The sequence below is a fragment of the Acinetobacter sp. P37 genome (assembly GCF_057480965.1).
Window position 1 is genome coordinate 219075 of the sequence record NZ_JBLIYY010000004.1, and the last position, 19142, is coordinate 238216.

Sequence of the window (19142 nt, forward strand, 5' to 3'; positions counted from 1 at the left end):
GACCATTGGATTAATGGTCAGGAGTTTGATACTCAGCTTCAGAAGTTGCAGGTACTTGAGTTTGTTCAGCTACAGGGGCTTTGTTGTCATCGCGGCTCACAATATACAGATAGAGTGCAGATGGAAATAAGATGGCTAAAACCAAGAGCAACTTTTTAAACATAGGGTATTCTTACATCAAAATAGATCAAGCTGAAGTATAAACAAAACCAGTCAGGCTGTAATTAATTAAAGTTTACGGTTTTTCTGTTCTAGATTGGACAGGATGACTTGGTAGATGTCAGGGTACTGTTGTTTAAAGTTCCGTTGTTGCATGATCGTAATGGTTGAGGCATTTGGCTCGACACCCAGTTTTAAAATTTTTTGGGTTAAAGCGAGTTGAGGGGAGCGACCATCAAAATGTGTATTCACTAAGTTACCATCGGTATATTTTACTGTGAGTCCGATATTCAGGAGATAATCAAAAACATCAGGCAAACCAAAACCGGCAGCTTTGTAGAGTAAATTATATGTTTCTGCACGATAGCCACGGCCGTATGTTTGATGTGTTTTTAATAATCCTAATGCATTATAAAATTCTAACTTGGCAATAATTTCTTGTTCATTAATAGAACCATTGCCATTTTTTAAAGTCCTATTGATGGTATTAAAAGTGACATCGTTTGAGCTGGGTTTGCAATTAGCAGCAATCAGTCGCTTGATATCTTGAAGTGGAAGTATAAGATGCGCTGTGTCACACATTTTTTTAACTTCTTTATTTTTCATTTTACTGCTTTGAATATTTTTATTTTCAAATTCCTGCACTATGGCTGACCAACCATATATGTTTATAAATTTATAATAACGAGATGCATCATTTGTCATCCCTTTGATCTTTTTAAAGTCGTGAATGTTTTTCACTGATGGTGCATTGGTAGCGTGATTTTGTGGCACTGGAGCATTTGCAAAGCAATGCATACTCATTAGCAGGCAGCTGGTAATAACGATGTTTTTCATGGTTTATGTGTTTTTAATAAATTGTAAACGTCAGGATGTATGGTGGAAAAGTCATTCTGTTCTATTTGTTTATAGACGCTACTATTGGGCTCGATTCCTGCATTCAGTAGTTTTTGAACCAAACTCACAGAAGGGTTACGGCCTTTGATATTGTCTAAAATTAAATTACCATCCACGCCCGTGTAATCGACACCAATACTCAGCAAATAATCAGAAACGTCTTCTAGTCCCCAACCAATTGCGTTAGATTGCAAAGAGCTTTTTTCTTCATACGGGCCAAATTTATACGTAACGTGAGTTTGTAAAACATTTTCCGATTTGTAGAATTTTAATTTTTCAATGATTTCGTTTTGATCTATTTTGCCTTCTGCATTGGTTAATGCGCCATTAATAATCATAGAGGATGAACGGCCATTGAGTGGTTTGCAATTTGCTTTAAATAAGCGTTTGGTTTGATCGACAGTACTTAGACTCAGTGCAATTTCGCAAAGTTTTTCTTTTTCCCCTTTAGGCATTTTACTTTTTAGAATGGTTCCATTTTCAAAATCACGAACGATTGACTCCCAACCGTATTTGGTTGCTGTTCGATAATACTGTATTGCTTCTTCGCTCAATTTTTTGGGTTTTTTCGCTTGTATTTGAGTGTCACGATCGTTGGTTTTGGAAATAAAAGATTCTTGGTCATCATTCAATGCTGTTTGATTTGTCTGATTGGCATCATGCTCAACAGTATTTGAAGGATTTGTCGGTAGGCTGGCTTCGGGTCTAAAAATGTAGATGAAGATACCGAGACACACTATGCACAGGCCAAAGAGTAAGATTATTTTTTTCATGTTTTATTCTATTTGAAAATGAATCAAGAGCATTTTTAGGCGCTCTTGATAGGGGAAGTTTAAAATTTAAATGTGACATCGGCAATGAACTGTCGCCCAATTTCAGATCTAAGTCTGTTGGTCGACTCACTAATACCTGGGGTGGTATAGATATTATGTCGATTGGTAATATTGTTAATGGTTAAACCGAATATTGCTTTGTAATCTTTAGCGAAATTGAAATCATAAGTGGTACGCATATCCCAACTAAATCGAGGTCTAATCGTATCTGTAGCATAGGCTTCCAACAGGACACCATCATGTTCAACTTTGTTTTTTAGTTTATACGTATCTTTATATTCAGATTTGTAGCTTAAGAAGTTATTAATCTTTAATGGTAAATTTGAAAACTCAATGTCCCAACCAAAACGAGCAGTCCAAGGCTGATTGAAATTTTCAACAGGACGTTCATTAAATTGGATGAGGCTGCCGTTAAAGATAATATCGCGATCTTCAGCAGCCGTATTACTGTTAACGTTATATGACTCAGAATAGTCTAAATAATTTTTTTCTGATTCAGTGTAATCAAAGCCAAAGTTAAACCCGTGCAGAGAGTTTTTATATACGACTGGCAGCGTATTTCTGAGTGTGAGTGTGTAAATGTCAGCTTTTGCCTTACCACTATTACTATATTCAAAATGATCGATGGTATTGCTGGTGGTTGGATCAATAAAACGATTTTTTGTGATTTCATCTTTGCTATCGCGATTCACCCATTTCAGACCAAGGTTCCAGTTTTTAACTTGGCTATTAATGGCAAACACAATTTCGTCAGCATAAGGGGTCTTTAAATTGGCACGTTGAATATTGGAATTAGCTAATATTAAATCTGATAACCCAGTTTGAGTCCAATAGTCTTCAGTTTGATTTTTTGTGCGTTTTAAATTGTATTCCAAAAATGCAAGTTGATCTTGCAGTTCAGTGGCTAAGGTATAGTTTGCATAATATCGATTCCATCCCGTAGTGAAGGACAAAAGATCATTTTTTAGCGGCTTATAGTTAAAGGCAGTACGAGGTGCAATATTTAAATTTTTCGACAAGCTGTCATAATCTGCACGTAAACCTATACGCGCTGAAAAATTATCCCAAGTCGATGTGTTTTCAATGAAGGTATGCACACGTTGTTGGTCAATATTAACTTTACCTTTTTGATAATACTTGCCATTTGTTTGATATTGGCCTTGATAGTTATTTTCATCCGTTGCTTCATCACAAAGAATATCACCTGCCGTACAGCTAATGCCTGAACTAGATGTAAAAGTCTTAGGCTGATTATACGTATAGGCATCGTTAGGCCGTTCCCATGCAACTTTAGAATAGTCATAGCCCATACCAAAGCTTAATTGTTGCATGCTGTTGCCAATCTGAATGGTATCAAACGCATTTTTTAGACTATACGAAAATGTATCTTGGTGTAATTCAATATCACTACTTGTGGCACCTTCACCAGGATTGGAACTCCAGTTTTTAGTTGGTGTTTGCTTCCAAAGAATGCCGGTAGTTGAATCATTTTCACGTGCTTGGCTTAGCGTTTGATAGCTAATATTTTGTTTTAATGTTGAATTATTGAGTTTACTTTCTAATTCACCAAAAAATGTCAGCGTTTCTGTATTGCTAATACTTTTTGAATTTATTCGCTTATCAACGAAATTTAGACTGTCCAAATCCCCTAAATCAAAGCCAAACTTCGCTTTGGTTGTGTCCGAAGGTGTATAAAAAAGGGTAGTCCCTAAGTTGATATTATTACGCTCGCTTTTGACTTTACTGCGATCTTCTAAACCACTCATTACTGGAACGATGGATTCACGTTTAGAGGCATAACTATTGATGCCCCATTGTTCAGAGAGTTTGCTGTATAGATTCAGGCTTAGGCCGTGTTTTTTATATTCTTTATTATTTGATGATGTTGGATCTTCAAACTCTGCAGCTTCTTCTTCATCGGTAAAATGATAACGTGACCAATCACTTTCCGTGTAGTCGTAAGTAAGGGAGCCGTGGATTTTGCCAATTTCAGTATTTGGGGCACAAGTTTCAGCATTAACTACACCACCTGTAAATTCGCCGTATGCTGCAGAAACATTACTATCGATCAATTCTAATTTACAAATTAAATCGGTATTTAGGGCCATCCCTTGTGAGCCACCATCTAGCTTGCCTGAATAGGAGTCGCCACTTGCCAGAGGGTCAAGGTTATTGGTGGTATTGACGCCGTTAATTACAAATTTATTTCGGTAAGTTTGCGCGCCATTAATAGAAATCTCGGATGGTCGTAGCTCAGCCTGTGAATCTGCAGAACGTTGTTCACGGCTAAACTGCACATTTGGATTAACTTTTAAAAAGTCTGTGATATTTTTTGAGCTATTCGGCGTTTTTTCTAAATCTTCTTTGGTGTAGACGGTTTTACCTACTTCTTGCTTGGCTTTGACTTCAACCTCAATAGGTGTCATCGACACCGTATTGGTTTTGATTTCTTCGGAGATCTGGCTTTCATTTGCATACGTTTGAGATGCTAAAGCAGTCAAAATTGCGATATTAAGGGGAGAATAGGCAAAGCGCATGGCTGTCAACAATTATGCAGATAAAAACGATAGCGATTATCATTAACCTTACAAGAATAATCAATAGAAATGAGAATTATTTGCAATAAATGTTTTTTTAATACACAGAAATTCAGTCAATGAGAATTAAGATAGAAATAGTGATGATTTAAGAATATTCATTCGTTATGAATATTAGAAAAAAGAAAAAGCTTGATAAGAAGTATTGGCGTCCCTACGGGGATTCGAACCCCGGTTACCGCCGTGAAAGGGCGATGTCCTAGGCCTCTAGACGATAGGGACGTTTAGAAGATGGCGGTATCTTATTGATCCGCCATCATAGTGTCAAGTAGGTGAGGGCCGAGTTTGTTCAAAATATAACAGAACAGTTCAGCGGTCTTCTGAGTATCATAAAGTGCAGAGTGTGCTTCTTTACCATCAAACTCAATACCAGCTTGAATACATGATTTTGCCAGCACAGTTTGTCCAAACATTACAGCGCTCAAAGTCACTGTATCGAATACGGAAAAACTATGGAAAGGATTTTGATTTTTTGTTCCTGTACGTGCAATAGCTGCCTGTACAAACCCTAAATCAAAATGTGCATTGTGACCCACTAAAACCGCGTGTGTGCAGTTCTGTTGGCGACGTACTTCATTTACTGCTTTGAAGATACGCTTTAATGCTGATTTTTCATCTTCAGCCATGGCCATACGCATCGGATTAAATGGATCTACACCAATAAAATCCAGTGAACGACGGTCAAGGTTGGCACCTTCAAATGGATTGATATGTGCATGGTGGGCTTCACCCGGTACAAAATTACCTTCTGTATCATACACAATAGGAATCGCTGCAATTTCCAGTAAGGCATCGGTCTGTGAATTAAAACCTGCTGTTTCGACATCGACTACAACAGGTAAGAATCCACGGAAACGTTGACCAATGACTGGTCGAGTTTCATCTGTCACACTTTTCTCCATTGGATGGTCTTACCCGCATACAACGGAATAATTTTTTCGCCATCCAAATAGTCTAAACTTTCAGGGATCACTTGATCTTCTTTTACCAAGGTAATGGTATTGGTATTTCGAGGGAGTCCGTAGAAGTCTGCACCAAAGTGGCTTGCAAAACCTTCTAAACGGTCGATTTTACCGACTTGATCAAATGCTTGAGCGTATAGCTCAATTGCTGTTGGTGCACTATAACATCCTGCACAGCCACATGCATTTTCTTTAGCATTTTTTGAGTGCGGCGCACTGTCTGTACCTAAGAAAAATTTAGGGTTCGCACTGGTCGCGACTTCGAGCAAAGTTTGCTGATGGGTTTGACGTTTTAAAATCGGTAAGCAATAGAAATGCGGTTTAATACCACCCACCAACATATCATTACGGTTAAACAATAAATGTTGCGGTGTGATTGTCGCAGCCACATTACGGTCTTGTTCTAATACAAAATGCGCAGCTTCACTGGTGGTGATGTGTTCTAGCACCAATTTTAATTTAGGGAACTGTTTTAACAGTGGAGAAAGTACTTCATCAAGGAAACGTTTTTCACGGTCAAAAATATCGACATGGTTGTGGGTCACTTCACCATGTAAGAGTAATGGCACTTGGTGCTCTTCGAGTTGCTCAATCACACCATAGACTTTACTAATGTCGCTGACACCACTGTCTGAGTTCGTGGTTGCACCTGCTGGATAGAGCTTGATGGCATTAACATGCTCAGATTCTTTAATTTTTTTAACTTCACTCGCTGGGGTGTTGTCTGTGAAATAGAGCACCATGCGCGGGTCAAAGTGAACGCCTTCAGGAACATTTGCCATGATACGTTCACGGTATGCATTTGCTTCTTCAACGGTTTTTACCGGTGGTACGGTATTTGGCATACAAATCGCGCGAGAGAATTGTTGTGCTAAATCAGGAACTGTACGCTTTAGGGCTAGACCGTCACGTAAATGTGCATGCCAATCATCTGGCTGAAGAAGAGTAATCGTGTTCACAGCGATTCCAAGCTAGGAAATAAAACAAATGATAATGCAAATAATGTGAAAATGGTAACGAGATTTCTGTACAAATGACTGAACAGATATAAATATAGAATAAAACTGTGGTATTTTTAAATGACTAAAAGAATTAGATAAATGCTTGGAAATGGAATACAAGTATAACCTTGCAAAGTTGCAATACGATAAAGAAAAAATAGAGGAACTGATTACACGGCAAACCCGTCGTGTAGGGGAAATGTTTCCTAAAAAACTGGAAACTCAATTTTGGACTTTAAGCCTCGATCGTGCGCAAACCAACATACGTCATTTTTTTTGGATGGGAGTGTTGATCTACTTTGTGCTCACGATGCTGATCATTCCCGGAGATTACTGGATAATTAATCAACAGCATTTTGTGCATGATTTTATTCGTTGTTTGGTCGGTCAGCTCAATGGTGCGCTGTGTCTTTTGGCTTTATATACCTTTGCCCGTTATGACCGTCTGAAGCCTTATTTTTCACATGCCAGTATGTTTGTAGTGTTTTGGGCTGTTATTTCAATGTCTTGGCTCACCATGACCGTGTATACCGAAGCACTTAAACATCAGGCCATGATGATCCTTTGTATGATTTACATCTTGAGCTATATTTTGACGGGGGTAAAACCGGTCCAAATGTTGATGTCTGGATTGTTGGCTGCTGTGGTCACCATGTTGATGCTTTTTTCATTAGAAGTGAAATTTGATGTGATGGTGTTGGGGCGTGTACTGATTGGAAGCTGTGTATTGGGTTTTGCAATCAGTAAGATGCTCTGTGCGCGTGAACGGATGATATTTTTGAATATGCTGCGCGCGGATATTAGTGAAAAAATCCATCGTATTCATACCACAGAGCTTTTACATTTAAGTCAGCATGATGAATTAACCAAGATTTCAAACCGACGTACTTTTGATGAAATGCTTGATACCTTTTATGAGCAATCTCGACGTAATAACACCTCGCTTGCTGTGCTATTTATCGATGTGGATCATTTTAAAAACTATAACGATTTCTACGGTCATCAAAAAGGCGATGATGTAATTTCAACCATTGCCAAAACCATTAAAAATGCCATTCGACATATGGATTTTGTGGCACGATATGGCGGAGAAGAGTTTGTGGTTTTACTACCTGAAACCGATGCACATGGCGCTTATGCGGTTGCCTCGAATATTTATAAAGCAATTGATCGTTTAGAGATTCCACACGCAAAATCTTTGGTATCCAATCATGTCACCATCAGTTTGGGAATAACCGTATATCGTGCGGAGATGCTGACCAAGGAAGAGCTATTAACGATCGCTGATCAGGCTTTATATCGTGCAAAACAGCTCGGACGGAATCAAATTTACTATCAATCGATTCGTTCAGCACATGTGGCTTAATGTTTAATAAAATTGAGAACTTCTCTGAAATCGGCAATAAAAAACCGCGCAAAATGCGCGGTTTTTTATGACTCAACAAATCTTATTTGTTTTTGTCTTTTAATTGAGGCACTGCAGAACCTGTACCTACTGCAAGTAAGCCAGAGTTTGTGTAGATACCTAATTTAGCGCGAGTATCTGTGATATCCAAGTTACGCATAGTCAATTGACCGATACGGTCAGCAGGACTAAACATAGAGTCACCTTTCTCCATAGTTAAACGCTCAGCTTCATAAGTGAGGTTAGGAGATTCAGTGTTTAGAATAGTGTAGTCATTACCACGACGAAGTTCTAAAGTCACAGTACCAGTGATTGCTTTAGCAACCCAACGCTGCGCAGTTTCACGAAGCATTAATGATTGAGAATCGAACCAACGACCTTGGTAAAGAAGACGACCTAAACGCAGACCGTTAATACGGTATTGTTCGATGGTGTCTTCGTTATGAATACCAGTCACTAAACGTTCATAAGCGATATGAAGAAGTGCCATACCCGGAGCTTCGTAGATACCACGAGATTTTGCTTCAATGATACGGTTTTCGATTTGGTCAGACATACCTAGACCATGACGACCACCGATACGGTTAGCCTCAAGAATGAACTCAACTGGGTTTTCGATGCGTTTGCCATTTAATGCAACAGGGAAGCCTTCTTCGAAAGTTACAGAAACTTCTTCAGCTTTTACTTCTACGTCATCTTTCCAGAACGCAACGCCCATGATTGGGTCTACGATTTTGATACCCGCATTAAGGTATTCAAGATCTTTTGCTTCGTGAGTCGCACCTAACATGTTTGAGTCAGTTGAGTACGCTTTCTCTTTTGACATTTTGTAGTCAAAACCATTGTCGATCAGGAACTGTGACATTTCTGCACGGCCACCTAATTCGTCAATAAAGGTTTGGTCTAACCACGGTTTGTAAATTTTAAGTGCTGGGTTAGTCAATAGACCATAACGGTAGAAACGTTCAATGTCGTTACCTTTATAAGTCGAACCGTCACCCCAGATGTTTACGTCATCTTCTTTCATTGCGGTTACAAGCATCGTACCTGTAACTGCACGACCAAGAGGAGTCGTGTTGAAATAAGGCATACCACCAGTTGAAATGTGGAAAGCGCCACATTGAATAGCCGCAATACCTTCTAAAGCAAGTTGTAAACGACAATCAACTAAGCGAGCTTTAACTGCGCCATACGCTTCCGCTTTTTTTGGAATCGCATCGTAGTCGTCTTCATCAGGTTGACCTAAGTTTGCTGTGTAAGCATAAGGTTCCGCACCTTTTTGTTTCATCCACAAAAGCGCAGCTGAAGTATCTAGACCACCAGAGAAGGCAATACCAACTTTTTTGCCAACTGGGACATTCTGCAAGATAGTTGCATTATCAGTCATTGTTAATCCTAACGATATAAATATAGGCACCGAGAATGGGTGGCCTGAAAGAATACATATATGTGCGCGATTGTAGCACTTTTCTGCACGGTTTTTCTAAAAAATCATGAGATACAAGCGATGAGGTGGAAAAAAATGATCGTTGAAATCTATTGTTGAATACTTCATCTAGTTTTTGCAGGCGGAAAATGCATTTTCTGAAAGAAATAGGATGCACATATAAAGAAATCTATTTGATTTAAATAAATGGTCATACCAATATTGGGTTGATTTGGTTTTTATTCTTTTCGCTGAAATGAGACTGAAGTCAAACAAAGCTTGGTTATTAGACTAAAGTATATTTTATAAAATCTATTCATAAATAATAATTACAAAACAATTATTTAAAAGTTGATATGGATGTTTTTAAACGGACAAATAATGTTTTTGTATTTTATATTGGTCATACCAAAAACAAGAAAAGCTTGAATGATTGAGTTGAAATAATTAAAAATTGCGGAGTATTTCAGCAATTGTATGAGTTTTTATGTCTTTGATTCTTTTATTGGTCATACCAATGAGAAAAGACCACATGCTGATATTGCTCAATAATTAAATCTTAGTAAGCATTTCAAGGAGATGACAATGCTTCAATGGCAGCAAATATATGACCCAATGGGGAATATATGGATATCAAGTTTAATTGCGCTCATTCCGATTATCTTTTTTTTCTTGGCGCTTGCTGTATTTCGTTTAAAAGGCAGTGTGGCAGGTACGATCACCGTTGTACTGGCACTTTTGGTGTCTTTATTTGCCTATGACATGCCTGCGCTTATGGCATTGGCTTCGATGGTCTACGGTTTCTTCTATGGTTTATGGCCGATTGCATGGATCATTATTGGTGCGGTGTTCCTGTATAAAATCTCTGTCAAAACAGGGCAGTTTGACATCATCCGTTCTTCGATTCTTTCGATTACTGAAGATCAACGTTTACAGATGCTGTTAGTCGGCTTTGCTTTCGGTACTTTCCTAGAAGGTGCGGCGGGATTTGGTGCCCCTGTGGCGATTACCGCAGCACTATTGGTAGGTTTAGGCTTTAAGCCTTTATATGCGGCAGGTCTTTGTCTGATCGTCAATACTGCGCCAGTGGCTTTCGGTGCGATGGGTATTCCAATTATCGTTGCTGGGCAAGTGTCTGGTGTTGATACGATGGAAATCAGTCAGATGGTTGGTCGACAGCTGCCATTTATGGTGCCGATTGTACTGTTTTGGATTATGGCGATTATGGATGGCTGGCGCGGTGTGAAGGAAACTTGGCCTGCAGTTGTGGTTGGCGCGAGTAGCTTTGCGATTGCACAGTACCTAACCTCGAACTTTGTCGGTCCTGAATTACCAGATATTACCGCGGCGATTGCCTCTTTAGTGTCATTAACGATTTTATTTAAATATTGGCAGCCTAAACATATTTTCCGCTTTGCAGATCAAGATGCGACGATGAGTGAAGATGTTGCTGCGCAAAAACAGCAAAAATATAGCTTGGGTCAAATTGCAAAAGCGTGGTCGCCATTTGCGATCTTAACGGTGATGGTTACGATCTGGAGTATTAAACCGTTTAAGGATTTATTTACTAAAGACGGTGCCTTACATGATTTGGTTATTTCGATCAAAGTGCCATTTTTACATCAATTGGTTCAAAAGATGCCGCCAGTCGTACCTGAAATGAAGGACTACGATGCCATCTATAAATTTGATTGGTTTTCGGCAACAGGTACGGCAATTGTCATTGCTGCGATCATTACCATTATTTTCTTAAAAATGAAGCCTAAAGAAGCAATTGTGACCTTTGGTGAAACTATTAATGAATTAAAAATTCCAATTTATTCGATTGGAATGGTCTTGGCTTTTGCATTTATCGCCAACTATTCAGGGATGTCGGCAACATTGGCATTGGCACTTGCGCATACAGGCCAAGCCTTTACCTTTTTCTCGCCATTTTTAGGATGGCTTGGTGTCTTCCTTACGGGTTCAGATACGTCAGCCAATGCACTATTTGCTGCATTACAGGCAACTACTGCACAGCAAATTGGTGTGCCAGAAGTATTACTCGTTGCTGCCAATACCAGTGGTGGTGTGACTGGAAAAATGATTTCTCCGCAGTCAATTGCAATTGCATGTGCGGCAGTTGGATTGGTAGGTAAAGAGTCGGATTTATTCCGTTTTACCGTAAAACACAGTATAACGTTCACAATCATGATGGGGATTTTAATCACCCTACAAGCTTATGTGTTCCCTTGGATGATTCCATAACACGCATTGTGTAACAACGTTAAGGAAAGCAGATGAAAGTCTCTGATAAAACTGTTCAAAGTCTTCGTGTATTGATTGAAGAAAGCAATATGCAAGTTGGAGATCGTCTGCCTGCTGAACGGAAACTGTGTGAACAACTTGGCGTCTCACGCACTTCTTTACGCGAAGCGATTTCTCAATTGACCAGCATGGGCGTGTTGGTCAGTAAAGTCGGTGCGGGGACTTTTTTAAAGCAATTACCAGCGACTTGGTCGAGTTATCAAATTGTGCAGCCTATCAGTAGTTTGATTAGTGAAGACCCTGCCTACCGTTTTGATGTGCAAGAGGCGCGCATTATTTTGGAAGGTGGTACTGCATGGTATGCGGCACAACGTGCTACAGCAGAGGACTTGGCACATATCCGACATTATTATGATCAGATCAATCATTTTCAGGCCTTAGGCAATGACGATGAAGCAGCGCGTGCAGATGCCAAATTTCATTTAGCAATTGCTGAAGCTTCACACAATTTAGTGTTGATTCAGATGATGCGTGGTCTATTTGATATGTTGCAATTTAATGTCGTTTTAGGTCGTCGAAAAGTTTATAGCGAAGCACACCGATTTGATCAATTGCATGATCAGCATTTTCAAGTCATGAATGCAATTGAACGTCGTGATCCTGAAGCTGCACGTAAAGCAGTCTGTGGACACATTGAGTTTGTAGTACAACAGGTGCGTATGATTGATGAAGAAGAAGCTCGACGTCAGCGTGCCAGTCGATTAAACAGGATATAAGCATGATTATTTCTTCTGCCAATGACTACCGTGAAGCGGCACGTCGTCGTTTACCGCCATTTTTATTTCATTACATCGATGGCGGGGCGTATGCCGAATATACCTTAAAGCGTAATGTAGAAGATTTATCAAAAATAGCGTTGCGTCAACGTGTGCTGAATGACATGTCACAGCTGAGTCTAGAAACCCAACTGTTTAATGAAACCTTATCGATGCCTGTGGCTCTATCACCTGTGGGTTTAACAGGGATGTATGCACGCCGCGGCGAAGTTCAAGCAGCCGTGGCTGCAGATAAAAAGGGCATTCCGTTTACGCTGTCTACAGTTTCTGTATGTCCAATTGAAGAGGTGGCGCCAGCGATTCAGCGTCCCATGTGGTTTCAGTTATATGTGCTACGTGACCGTGGCTTTATGAAAAATGCTTTAGAACGTGCCAAAGCAGCTGGCTGTTCAACTCTGGTGTTTACCGTGGATATGCCTGTTCCGGGCGCGCGTTACCGTGATGCGCACTCGGGGATGAGTGGTCCAAATGCAGCCATGCGTCGTTATATGCAGTCGTGTTTCCACCCACACTGGGCGTGGAATGTGGGGTTGTTAGGTCGTCCGCATGACTTGGGGAATATTTCTAAATACTTGGGTAAACCAACAGGTTTGGAAGATTATATCGGCTGGTTGGGCAATAACTTTGACCCATCAATTTCATGGAAAGACCTTGAGTGGATTCGTGAATTTTGGGATGGCCCGATGGTCATTAAAGGCATACTTGACCCTGAAGATGCCAAAGATGCAGTGCGTTTTGGTGCAGATGGCATTGTGGTGTCAAACCATGGTGGCCGTCAGCTCGATGGGGTTTTATCATCAGCGCGTGCATTACCGCCAATTGCAGATGCAGTAAAAGGCGATATTAAAATCCTTGCGGACTCTGGTATTCGAAATGGTTTAGATGTGGTGCGTATGCTGGCTTTGGGTGCAGATACCTGTATGCTCGGTCGTGCCTTTGTTTATGCGCTCGGTGCAGCAGGTGGTGAAGGTGTTTCCAATCTTTTAGAACTGATTGATAAAGAAATGCGTGTTGCGATGACGTTAACAGGTGCAAAAACCATTGCGGATATTACATCTGATTGTTTGGTGAAGTTAGAGAAAGAGTTGGCTGGGTGATTTGTTGAATAGGTCTCTTGGGAAAGTTATTCGTTATCAAAAAAAATTAAAAAATGAAAGTTCCCTCTCCTTGTAGGCGAGGGTTAGGGAGAGGTATTTATTGATTAATTCTCCTAACCCTCTTGTGTAGCATTGCTACTCATCCCAAAGGGAGAAGGGATATTCATTATAGATTTTAATAACAATGACTAAAAACTTTTGATATGTGCAAATAAACCTACGTTGTTTAAATTATTTAAATCAATATTTTTTTATTGCATAACAATGCAATTCCTCTTTAGCGAGGAGAGAAAATAATGAAAATGGAAAATTCTACGAGCATGCAAACTCAATCATTACAAACCATTCAAAACCTCATCAACATCGTCGGTAAGCAACACGTTTTAACTGAAGATAAAGACACACGTTTATACCGCCAAGGTCGCCGTTACGGTGCAGGAAAAGTATTGGCTGTAGTTACACCGGGCTCTTTGCTTGAGCAATGGCAAGTGCTGCAAGCGGCTGTGGATGCAAATTGTATTGTGATTATGCAAGCCGCCAATACAGGTCTGACAGGTGGTTCAACGCCGTTTGGTGATGACTATGACCGTCCTGTGGTGCTGATAAGTACACGTCGTTTGGTTGGCATCCAAGTGATTAATGAAGGCAAGCAAGTGATTTGTCTACCGGGTGCGACATTAGACAAACTTGAAAAAGATTTGCTGCCATATAATCGTGAACCTCATTCGGTGATTGGTTCTTCGTGTATTGGGGCATCGGTTTTGGGCGGCGTATGCAATAACTCAGGGGGTGCTTTGGTACGCCGCGGTCCTGCCTATACAGAGCTTGCACTGTATGCACAAGTGAATGAGTCAGGTGAGTTAGAGTTGGTCAATCATCTAGGTGTCCATCTTGGCAATACGCCTGAAGAAATCCTCACAGCGCTGGAAAATAAAAATTATCAAATCAATGACATTGTGAATAATTCAAGTTGCTGTGCATCAGATCAACGCTACTCACATGATGTTAAACAAGTCGATGAAAATACACCTGCACGTTTTAATGCAGATCCGAGTCGACTATTTGAAGCATCAGGTTCAGCAGGTAAGGTCTGCGTCTTTGCAGTACGCTTAGATACCTTTGAAAAAATTCCTAGTCAGGTGTTTTATGTGGGAACCAATTCGCAAGATGACTTAACAGAAATTCGTCGTTTTCTATTAAAAGATCTTGCACGCCTCCCGATTGCGGGTGAGTACATTCATCGCGTGGCATACGATATTGGGGCTGAATATGGAAAAGATTCTTTTGTATTTATTGAAAAATTTGGCACTGCAAAAGTTCCTGCTGCATATGCTATGAAAGATAAAGTCGATGGCTATTTAGAAAAACTGGGCTTGCGAGGTTTGTCGGATAAAGTTTTACAACTCGTCACTAAATTTATGCCGAATCATCTGCCAAAACGTATGAATGAGTTTCGTGATTTATATGAACATCATTTGATGATTCGTATTGAAAATCAGGATGTTGATCAAGTTGATGCGTATTTGAAAACGTATTTTTTAGATAAAACCTCAGGCAATTATTTTAAATGTACGGATGAAGAAGGTCGTAAGGCATTTTTACATCGTTTTGCTGTGGCAGGTGCTGCCATTCGATATCGTGATACGCATCGTTCAGAAGTGGAAGACATTGTTGCACTGGATATTGCATTACGTCGCAATGATCGTGAATGGGTAGAAACTTTGCCGAAAGCCATGGATGAGCAAATTATCCATAAACTCTATTATGGACATTTTCTTTGTCATGTTTTTCATCAAGATTATATTGTGAAAAAAGGTGTAGACCCTTTGGCAATGGAACATGCAATGTGGCATTTACTCGATGATCGTGGTGCTGAATATCCTGCAGAACACAATGTTGGGCATTTATATGTTGCTAAGCCTGCATTAAAAAATCATTATCAAAAACTGGATCCAACCAATAGCTTTAATGTCGGGATTGGACAAACCAGTAAGCTGAAACATTGGCAATAATGCTTTATAAAACAACACGCCGTGATGTGATATATCACGGCTTTTTTATGAGTGAATAATTTATGCGTCACACGGTATTGACCATAAAAGCGAAGAATATTTTCTAAATTGTCATCCCAAAATATAAAAAAACCGCTAAAGTGTTATGCAACAAGTTGCAAAGCCAAAATAAGGATTCAGCATGACAACGACTAGCTATGCAAATATTTTAAAGCCTTTACATTTGGGTTTTACCACGATTAAAAACCGTGTCGTGATGGGGTCCATGCATAGTGGGCTGGAAGATCGTTTTTATAACTATCCTAAATTGGCAGCTTATTTTGGTGAGCGTGCTAAAGGTGGTGTCGGCCTGATTATTACAGGCGGTATTTCTCCAAACCGCCAAGGTTGGCTGTTACCTGCTGGCGGTACCATGAATACTTTAGGTGATATTGCTCCACATCGCTTGGTGACCCATGCAGTACATAAACATGGTGCCAAAATTTTAATGCAAATCTTGCATGCTGGGCGTTATGGCTATCAGCCTTTTGCAGTGTCAGCAAGTCCGATTAAATCTCCGATTTCACCTTTTAAACCACGTCAATTAACGGACAAACAAATTCTTTCAACCATTGATGATTATGTCAAAACGGCAAGCCTTGCACATAAGGCCGGCTATGATGGTGTTGAAATCATGGGTTCAGAAGGCTACTTGCTGAATCAGTTTTTAAGTCGTCATGTCAACCAACGGACAGACCGTTGGGGCGGTGAAATTGAAAATCGTATGCGCCTTGCGGTTGATATTGTGAAATCAATACGTGCTGAAGTGGGTGAGAAATTTATTATCTGCTTCCGTTTGTCATTGCTCGATTTGGTTCATGATGGGAACACCATGGCAGAAGTCATTACTGTTGCTAAAGCATTGGAAGCAGCAGGTGTGACGTTATTGAACACGGGGATTGGTTGGCATGAAGCACGTATTCCGACAATTGTGACCTCAGTGCCTCGCGCAGCGTTTGTGGACTATACCGCTGAAGTCAAAAAACATGTTGCGATCCCTGTCATTGCGTCCAACCGTATCAATATGCCAGATACAGCTGAAGAAATTTTAGCTTCAGGCAAGGCAGATATGGTGCAAATGGCGCGTCCATTCTTGGCAGATCCATTTTGGGTAAATAAAACGGCGACCAACCGTGTCGATGAAATCAATACCTGTATTGCCTGTAACCAAGCCTGTTTAGATCATACTTTTAAAAATCAGCGTGCGACGTGTTTGGTCAACCCACGAGCGGCATATGAAACTGAATTAGTTTATTTAAAGACCAAAAAACCGAAGCGTATTGCAGTCGTCGGTGGTGGCGTGGCAGGCATGTCTGCAGCTACGGTTGCGGCAAGCCGAGGCCATGCGGTGACATTATTTGAAGCTGGTGCAGAGGTGGGTGGTCAATTTAATTTGGCAAAAGTCATTCCTGGCAAAGAAGAATTTCATGAAACGATTCGCTACTTTAAAGTTCAAATCGAAAAAACGGGTGTAGATTTGCGTTTAAATACGCGTGTAAACCGTGAACAGCTTGAACGTGAAGGGTTTGAGGAAGTTGTTATTGCAACAGGTGTGGTTCCACGTAGCTTAAAAATTGAAGGTAGTGATGCACCGAATGTCTTGTCTTATGCAGAAGTGCTGAAAGGCGCAGCTGTGGGCAATAAAGTTGCTGTGATTGGTGCAGGCGGCATTGGCTTTGATGTATCTGAATTTTTACTCAAACCACCACATCAGCCACAACCAATGCCTTTAGCGGATTGGCAGCGGGAGTGGGGTGTTGATCCAAATCCAAACTACATAACAGAAGGTGGTATGCAGGCTGCTGAGCTCGAACCTCCTGTTCGTGAAATCTACTTATTACAACGTAAAACAACTGCAACTGGTGCTGGGTTAGGTAAAACATCAGGCTGGGTACATCGTGCACAATTAAAGAAAAATGCGGTTCGTATGCTGCGTGGTGTTCAATACAAAGCCATTACTGATGAAGGTCTATGGGTTGAACATGCAGGGCATGATCAATTATTACGTGTAGATACAATCGTCGTTTGTGCAGGTCAGGAATCGGTGAAGCATTTGATGCCAGAACAGGGTGAGAAAACCCTTGCCAATTACCATATTATTGGTGGTGCAAAACTAGCAGCAGAGTTAGATGCGAAACGCGCAATACGTGAAGGTGCGGAGCTTGCGGCTAAACTTTAAGGATTTGGCGAAACAATATTCATTTGAATGGTTTAGTTGTAATTTTTACTTGTCAGATGAATAAAACCTCCGTATTATGGCGCACATGGAAGCGTGGCAGAGCGGTTTAATGCACCGGTCTTGAAAACCGACGAGGGCGCGAGTCCTCCGTGAGTTCGAATCTCACCGCTTCCGCCAAATTCAAAAAAGCCCCTGTAGTGATACAGGGGCTTTTTTTTGTTTTAGATTTTAATTTGAGACGGCAACCTTACTTACTAGTATTTTTTAAGGACTGTTAAAAATGAATATAAGACTTAAAATTCAGGTCAGAAATTAATACAAGGGTTGTCTAAGGTAGAATTAAAAGTAAGAGAAAAGAATGTTTATAGATTGATAGTGTTGAATTTATTTTTTAATGGCCTATTTATTTAAATCTTTCACAAGCATTGGGCAGAGCTATGATCGCTTATTTTGAAAAAATATCAATTGTATTTTATTTGATCAATTGTTTTGAAGTGTTAGCAAGGCTTGGCAAGAGAATTGAAAGTGCTATATTTAAATCACGGTAGGTCATAAAACGACGCTATCAATAAGTTGGACGGATCAATGACAGCTCGTTGAGTTTCGTAATATTTTAGTCTTAAGATATTGCAGACAATAAATCAGCACTAGCCTTCCAACATAGAGCCCGCAGCGATGCGGGCTTTTTAATGCCATTTTAGATTTGAGAATATAGTGCTTTTGTCAAACAATAATTAAATAGTCAACCTATGTTGTTGATATATAATTACTAAAGTAAAATAATTTTACATTGCCATGAAATCTAACATTTACAAAGCAGGTTGTTGCGTAAAGGTGTGATATAAAAAATGCAATTATTAAAACAAGTAGAGACGTTACCATGACACAGATGATTGACATAAAGGTAAAGGACCAATTTAGTCAGGTTTATGAAGCACAAGCTTTGGTGCGTAATCCTTCAGAAGAAGATTCAAGAGCGCTGTTTCATCGCATTGAACATATCATTATTGCAGGTGAAATCATCCTACCCAGTATAGAACTACTTTTTGAAAGTCAAAAATCGGACAGTATTTACAAGCTTTTAGAAGCTTAAATTGAATGAATAAAAAAACTCACCTTAATGGTGAGTTTTTTATTTTTAGAAATAGAACTTTAAGCTGTTTGATCTGCTTTAAATTGATTCAAAATATAAGAGAGTAACTGATATCGCGTCATCGGATTGCTTGAAGACAATTCAACGTCTTGTTTACGCACTTGAATTTCTTGAGTTAAAACACCAGCTTGAAAGCGTTGCACGATCATATGATCTTTCGATACATCATGGTCGGCCAGCACTAGTTTTGGTCCAAGGTGCAGATGTCCAATCGCATCTAGACATTGTTCAAGGCTGCTATATAGGTTGAAAAGGATGAGTGCCTGATCATTAGAATAATTGGCTAAATTCATTGTTAT

At 39.9% G+C, this 19142-nt stretch carries 15 protein-coding genes and 2 tRNA genes; 8 read left to right on the top strand and 9 right to left on the bottom strand.

The window, feature by feature from the left end; genetic code table 11:
- Positions 1–10: 10 nt before the first annotated feature.
- The 7 genes from AC25JC_RS05540 to pyrC all read right to left on the bottom strand — a co-directional run bounded on the left by AC25JC_RS05540 (position 11) and on the right by pyrC (position 6407).
- A complete protein-coding gene (locus tag AC25JC_RS05540) occupies positions 11–163 on the bottom strand; it encodes a hypothetical protein (protein WP_168379378.1) in 153 nt (50 codons plus the stop codon).
- A gap of 65 nt (positions 164–228) precedes the next feature.
- Positions 229–963, bottom strand: a complete 735-nt coding sequence (locus tag AC25JC_RS05545) for a hypothetical protein (RefSeq protein ID WP_486923619.1) — start codon at positions 961–963, stop codon at positions 229–231.
- Positions 964–992: 29 nt separating this feature from the next.
- Positions 993–1829, bottom strand: coding sequence for a hypothetical protein (locus AC25JC_RS05550; protein ID WP_486923620.1), 837 nt, complete (start codon positions 1827–1829; stop codon positions 993–995).
- 59 nt (positions 1830–1888) lie between these two features.
- On the bottom strand, positions 1889–4426 hold the full coding sequence (locus AC25JC_RS05555; RefSeq protein ID WP_486923621.1) for a TonB-dependent receptor plug domain-containing protein: 2538 nt from the start codon (positions 4424–4426) through the stop codon (positions 1889–1891).
- Between the two features lie 206 nt (positions 4427–4632).
- Positions 4633–4708, bottom strand: a tRNA-Glu gene (locus AC25JC_RS05560).
- 20 nt (positions 4709–4728) lie between these two features.
- Positions 4729–5388: a ribonuclease T gene (rnt, locus tag AC25JC_RS05565; protein ID WP_486923622.1), complete on the bottom strand. Its 660-nt coding sequence runs from the start codon at positions 5386–5388 to the stop codon at positions 4729–4731.
- A complete protein-coding gene (gene pyrC / locus AC25JC_RS05570) occupies positions 5373–6407 on the bottom strand; it encodes a dihydroorotase (protein ID WP_078192914.1) in 1035 nt (344 codons plus the stop codon). The genes rnt and pyrC overlap by 16 nt, the downstream gene beginning before the upstream one ends.
- A gap of 151 nt (positions 6408–6558) precedes the next feature.
- Between pyrC and AC25JC_RS05575 the strand changes: the two genes are divergently transcribed.
- Positions 6559–7815, top strand: coding sequence for a GGDEF domain-containing protein (locus tag AC25JC_RS05575; protein ID WP_180085828.1), 1257 nt, complete (start codon positions 6559–6561; stop codon positions 7813–7815).
- 82 nt (positions 7816–7897) lie between these two features.
- Here AC25JC_RS05575 and argG read toward each other — a convergent pair whose 3' ends face one another.
- Positions 7898–9241: an argininosuccinate synthase gene (argG, locus tag AC25JC_RS05580; protein ID WP_078192912.1), complete on the bottom strand. Its 1344-nt coding sequence runs from the start codon at positions 9239–9241 to the stop codon at positions 7898–7900.
- A 618-nt stretch (positions 9242–9859) separates the two neighbouring features.
- Between argG and lldP the strand changes: the two genes are divergently transcribed.
- The 7 genes from lldP to AC25JC_RS05615 all read left to right on the top strand — a co-directional run bounded on the left by lldP (position 9860) and on the right by AC25JC_RS05615 (position 18783).
- Complete coding sequence (lldP, locus tag AC25JC_RS05585; protein WP_171319310.1) at positions 9860–11527, top strand: L-lactate permease; 1668 nt, start codon at positions 9860–9862, stop codon at positions 11525–11527.
- 32 nt (positions 11528–11559) lie between these two features.
- The gene (gene lldR, locus AC25JC_RS05590) at positions 11560–12303 is read left to right on the top strand and encodes a transcriptional regulator LldR (RefSeq protein ID WP_486923623.1); all 744 of its coding nucleotides are present in this window, start codon (positions 11560–11562) and stop codon (positions 12301–12303) included.
- Between the two features lie 2 nt (positions 12304–12305).
- On the top strand, positions 12306–13460 hold the full coding sequence (lldD, locus tag AC25JC_RS05595; protein ID WP_078192909.1) for an FMN-dependent L-lactate dehydrogenase LldD: 1155 nt from the start codon (positions 12306–12308) through the stop codon (positions 13458–13460).
- Between the two features lie 320 nt (positions 13461–13780).
- Complete coding sequence (dld, locus tag AC25JC_RS05600) at positions 13781–15472, top strand: D-lactate dehydrogenase (protein WP_486923636.1); 1692 nt, start codon at positions 13781–13783, stop codon at positions 15470–15472.
- A gap of 181 nt (positions 15473–15653) precedes the next feature.
- A complete protein-coding gene (locus AC25JC_RS05605) occupies positions 15654–17690 on the top strand; it encodes a 2,4-dienoyl-CoA reductase FMN-binding domain-containing protein (protein WP_486923624.1) in 2037 nt (678 codons plus the stop codon).
- An 87-nt stretch (positions 17691–17777) separates the two neighbouring features.
- Positions 17778–17867, top strand: a tRNA-Ser gene (locus AC25JC_RS05610).
- 703 nt (positions 17868–18570) lie between these two features.
- Positions 18571–18783, top strand: a complete 213-nt coding sequence (locus AC25JC_RS05615; protein WP_078189132.1) for a hypothetical protein — start codon at positions 18571–18573, stop codon at positions 18781–18783.
- A 59-nt stretch (positions 18784–18842) separates the two neighbouring features.
- Here AC25JC_RS05615 and AC25JC_RS05620 read toward each other — a convergent pair whose 3' ends face one another.
- Entirely contained in the window at positions 18843–19136 is a 294-nt protein-coding gene (locus AC25JC_RS05620) for a hypothetical protein (RefSeq protein ID WP_486923625.1), read from the bottom strand.
- Positions 19137–19142 lie beyond the last annotated feature (6 nt).

Bases quoted from the DNA above. Each gene is read 5' to 3' on its own strand.
- AC25JC_RS05540 (WP_168379378.1), bottom strand. From the start codon at position 163: ATGTTTAAAAAGTTGCTCTTGGTTTTAGCCATCTTATTTCCATCTGCA.
- AC25JC_RS05545 (WP_486923619.1), bottom strand. From the start codon at position 963: ATGAGTATGCATTGCTTTGCAAATGCTCCAGTGCCACAAAATCACGCT.
- AC25JC_RS05550 (WP_486923620.1), bottom strand. From the start codon at position 1,829: ATGAAAAAAATAATCTTACTCTTTGGCCTGTGCATAGTGTGTCTCGGT.
- AC25JC_RS05555 (WP_486923621.1), bottom strand. From the start codon at position 4,426: ATGCGCTTTGCCTATTCTCCCCTTAATATCGCAATTTTGACTGCTTTA.
- rnt (WP_486923622.1), bottom strand. From the start codon at position 5,388: ATGGAGAAAAGTGTGACAGATGAAACTCGACCAGTCATTGGTCAACGT.
- AC25JC_RS05575 (WP_180085828.1), top strand. From the start codon at position 6,559: ATGGAATACAAGTATAACCTTGCAAAGTTGCAATACGATAAAGAAAAA.
- argG (WP_078192912.1), bottom strand. From the start codon at position 9,241: ATGACTGATAATGCAACTATCTTGCAGAATGTCCCAGTTGGCAAAAAA.
- lldP (WP_171319310.1), top strand. From the start codon at position 9,860: ATGACAATGCTTCAATGGCAGCAAATATATGACCCAATGGGGAATATA.
- lldR (WP_486923623.1), top strand. From the start codon at position 11,560: ATGAAAGTCTCTGATAAAACTGTTCAAAGTCTTCGTGTATTGATTGAA.
- lldD (WP_078192909.1), top strand. From the start codon at position 12,306: ATGATTATTTCTTCTGCCAATGACTACCGTGAAGCGGCACGTCGTCGT.
- dld (WP_486923636.1), top strand. From the start codon at position 13,781: ATGCAAACTCAATCATTACAAACCATTCAAAACCTCATCAACATCGTC.
- AC25JC_RS05605 (WP_486923624.1), top strand. From the start codon at position 15,654: ATGACAACGACTAGCTATGCAAATATTTTAAAGCCTTTACATTTGGGT.
- AC25JC_RS05615 (WP_078189132.1), top strand. From the start codon at position 18,571: ATGACACAGATGATTGACATAAAGGTAAAGGACCAATTTAGTCAGGTT.
- AC25JC_RS05620 (WP_486923625.1), bottom strand. From the start codon at position 19,136: ATGAATTTAGCCAATTATTCTAATGATCAGGCACTCATCCTTTTCAAC.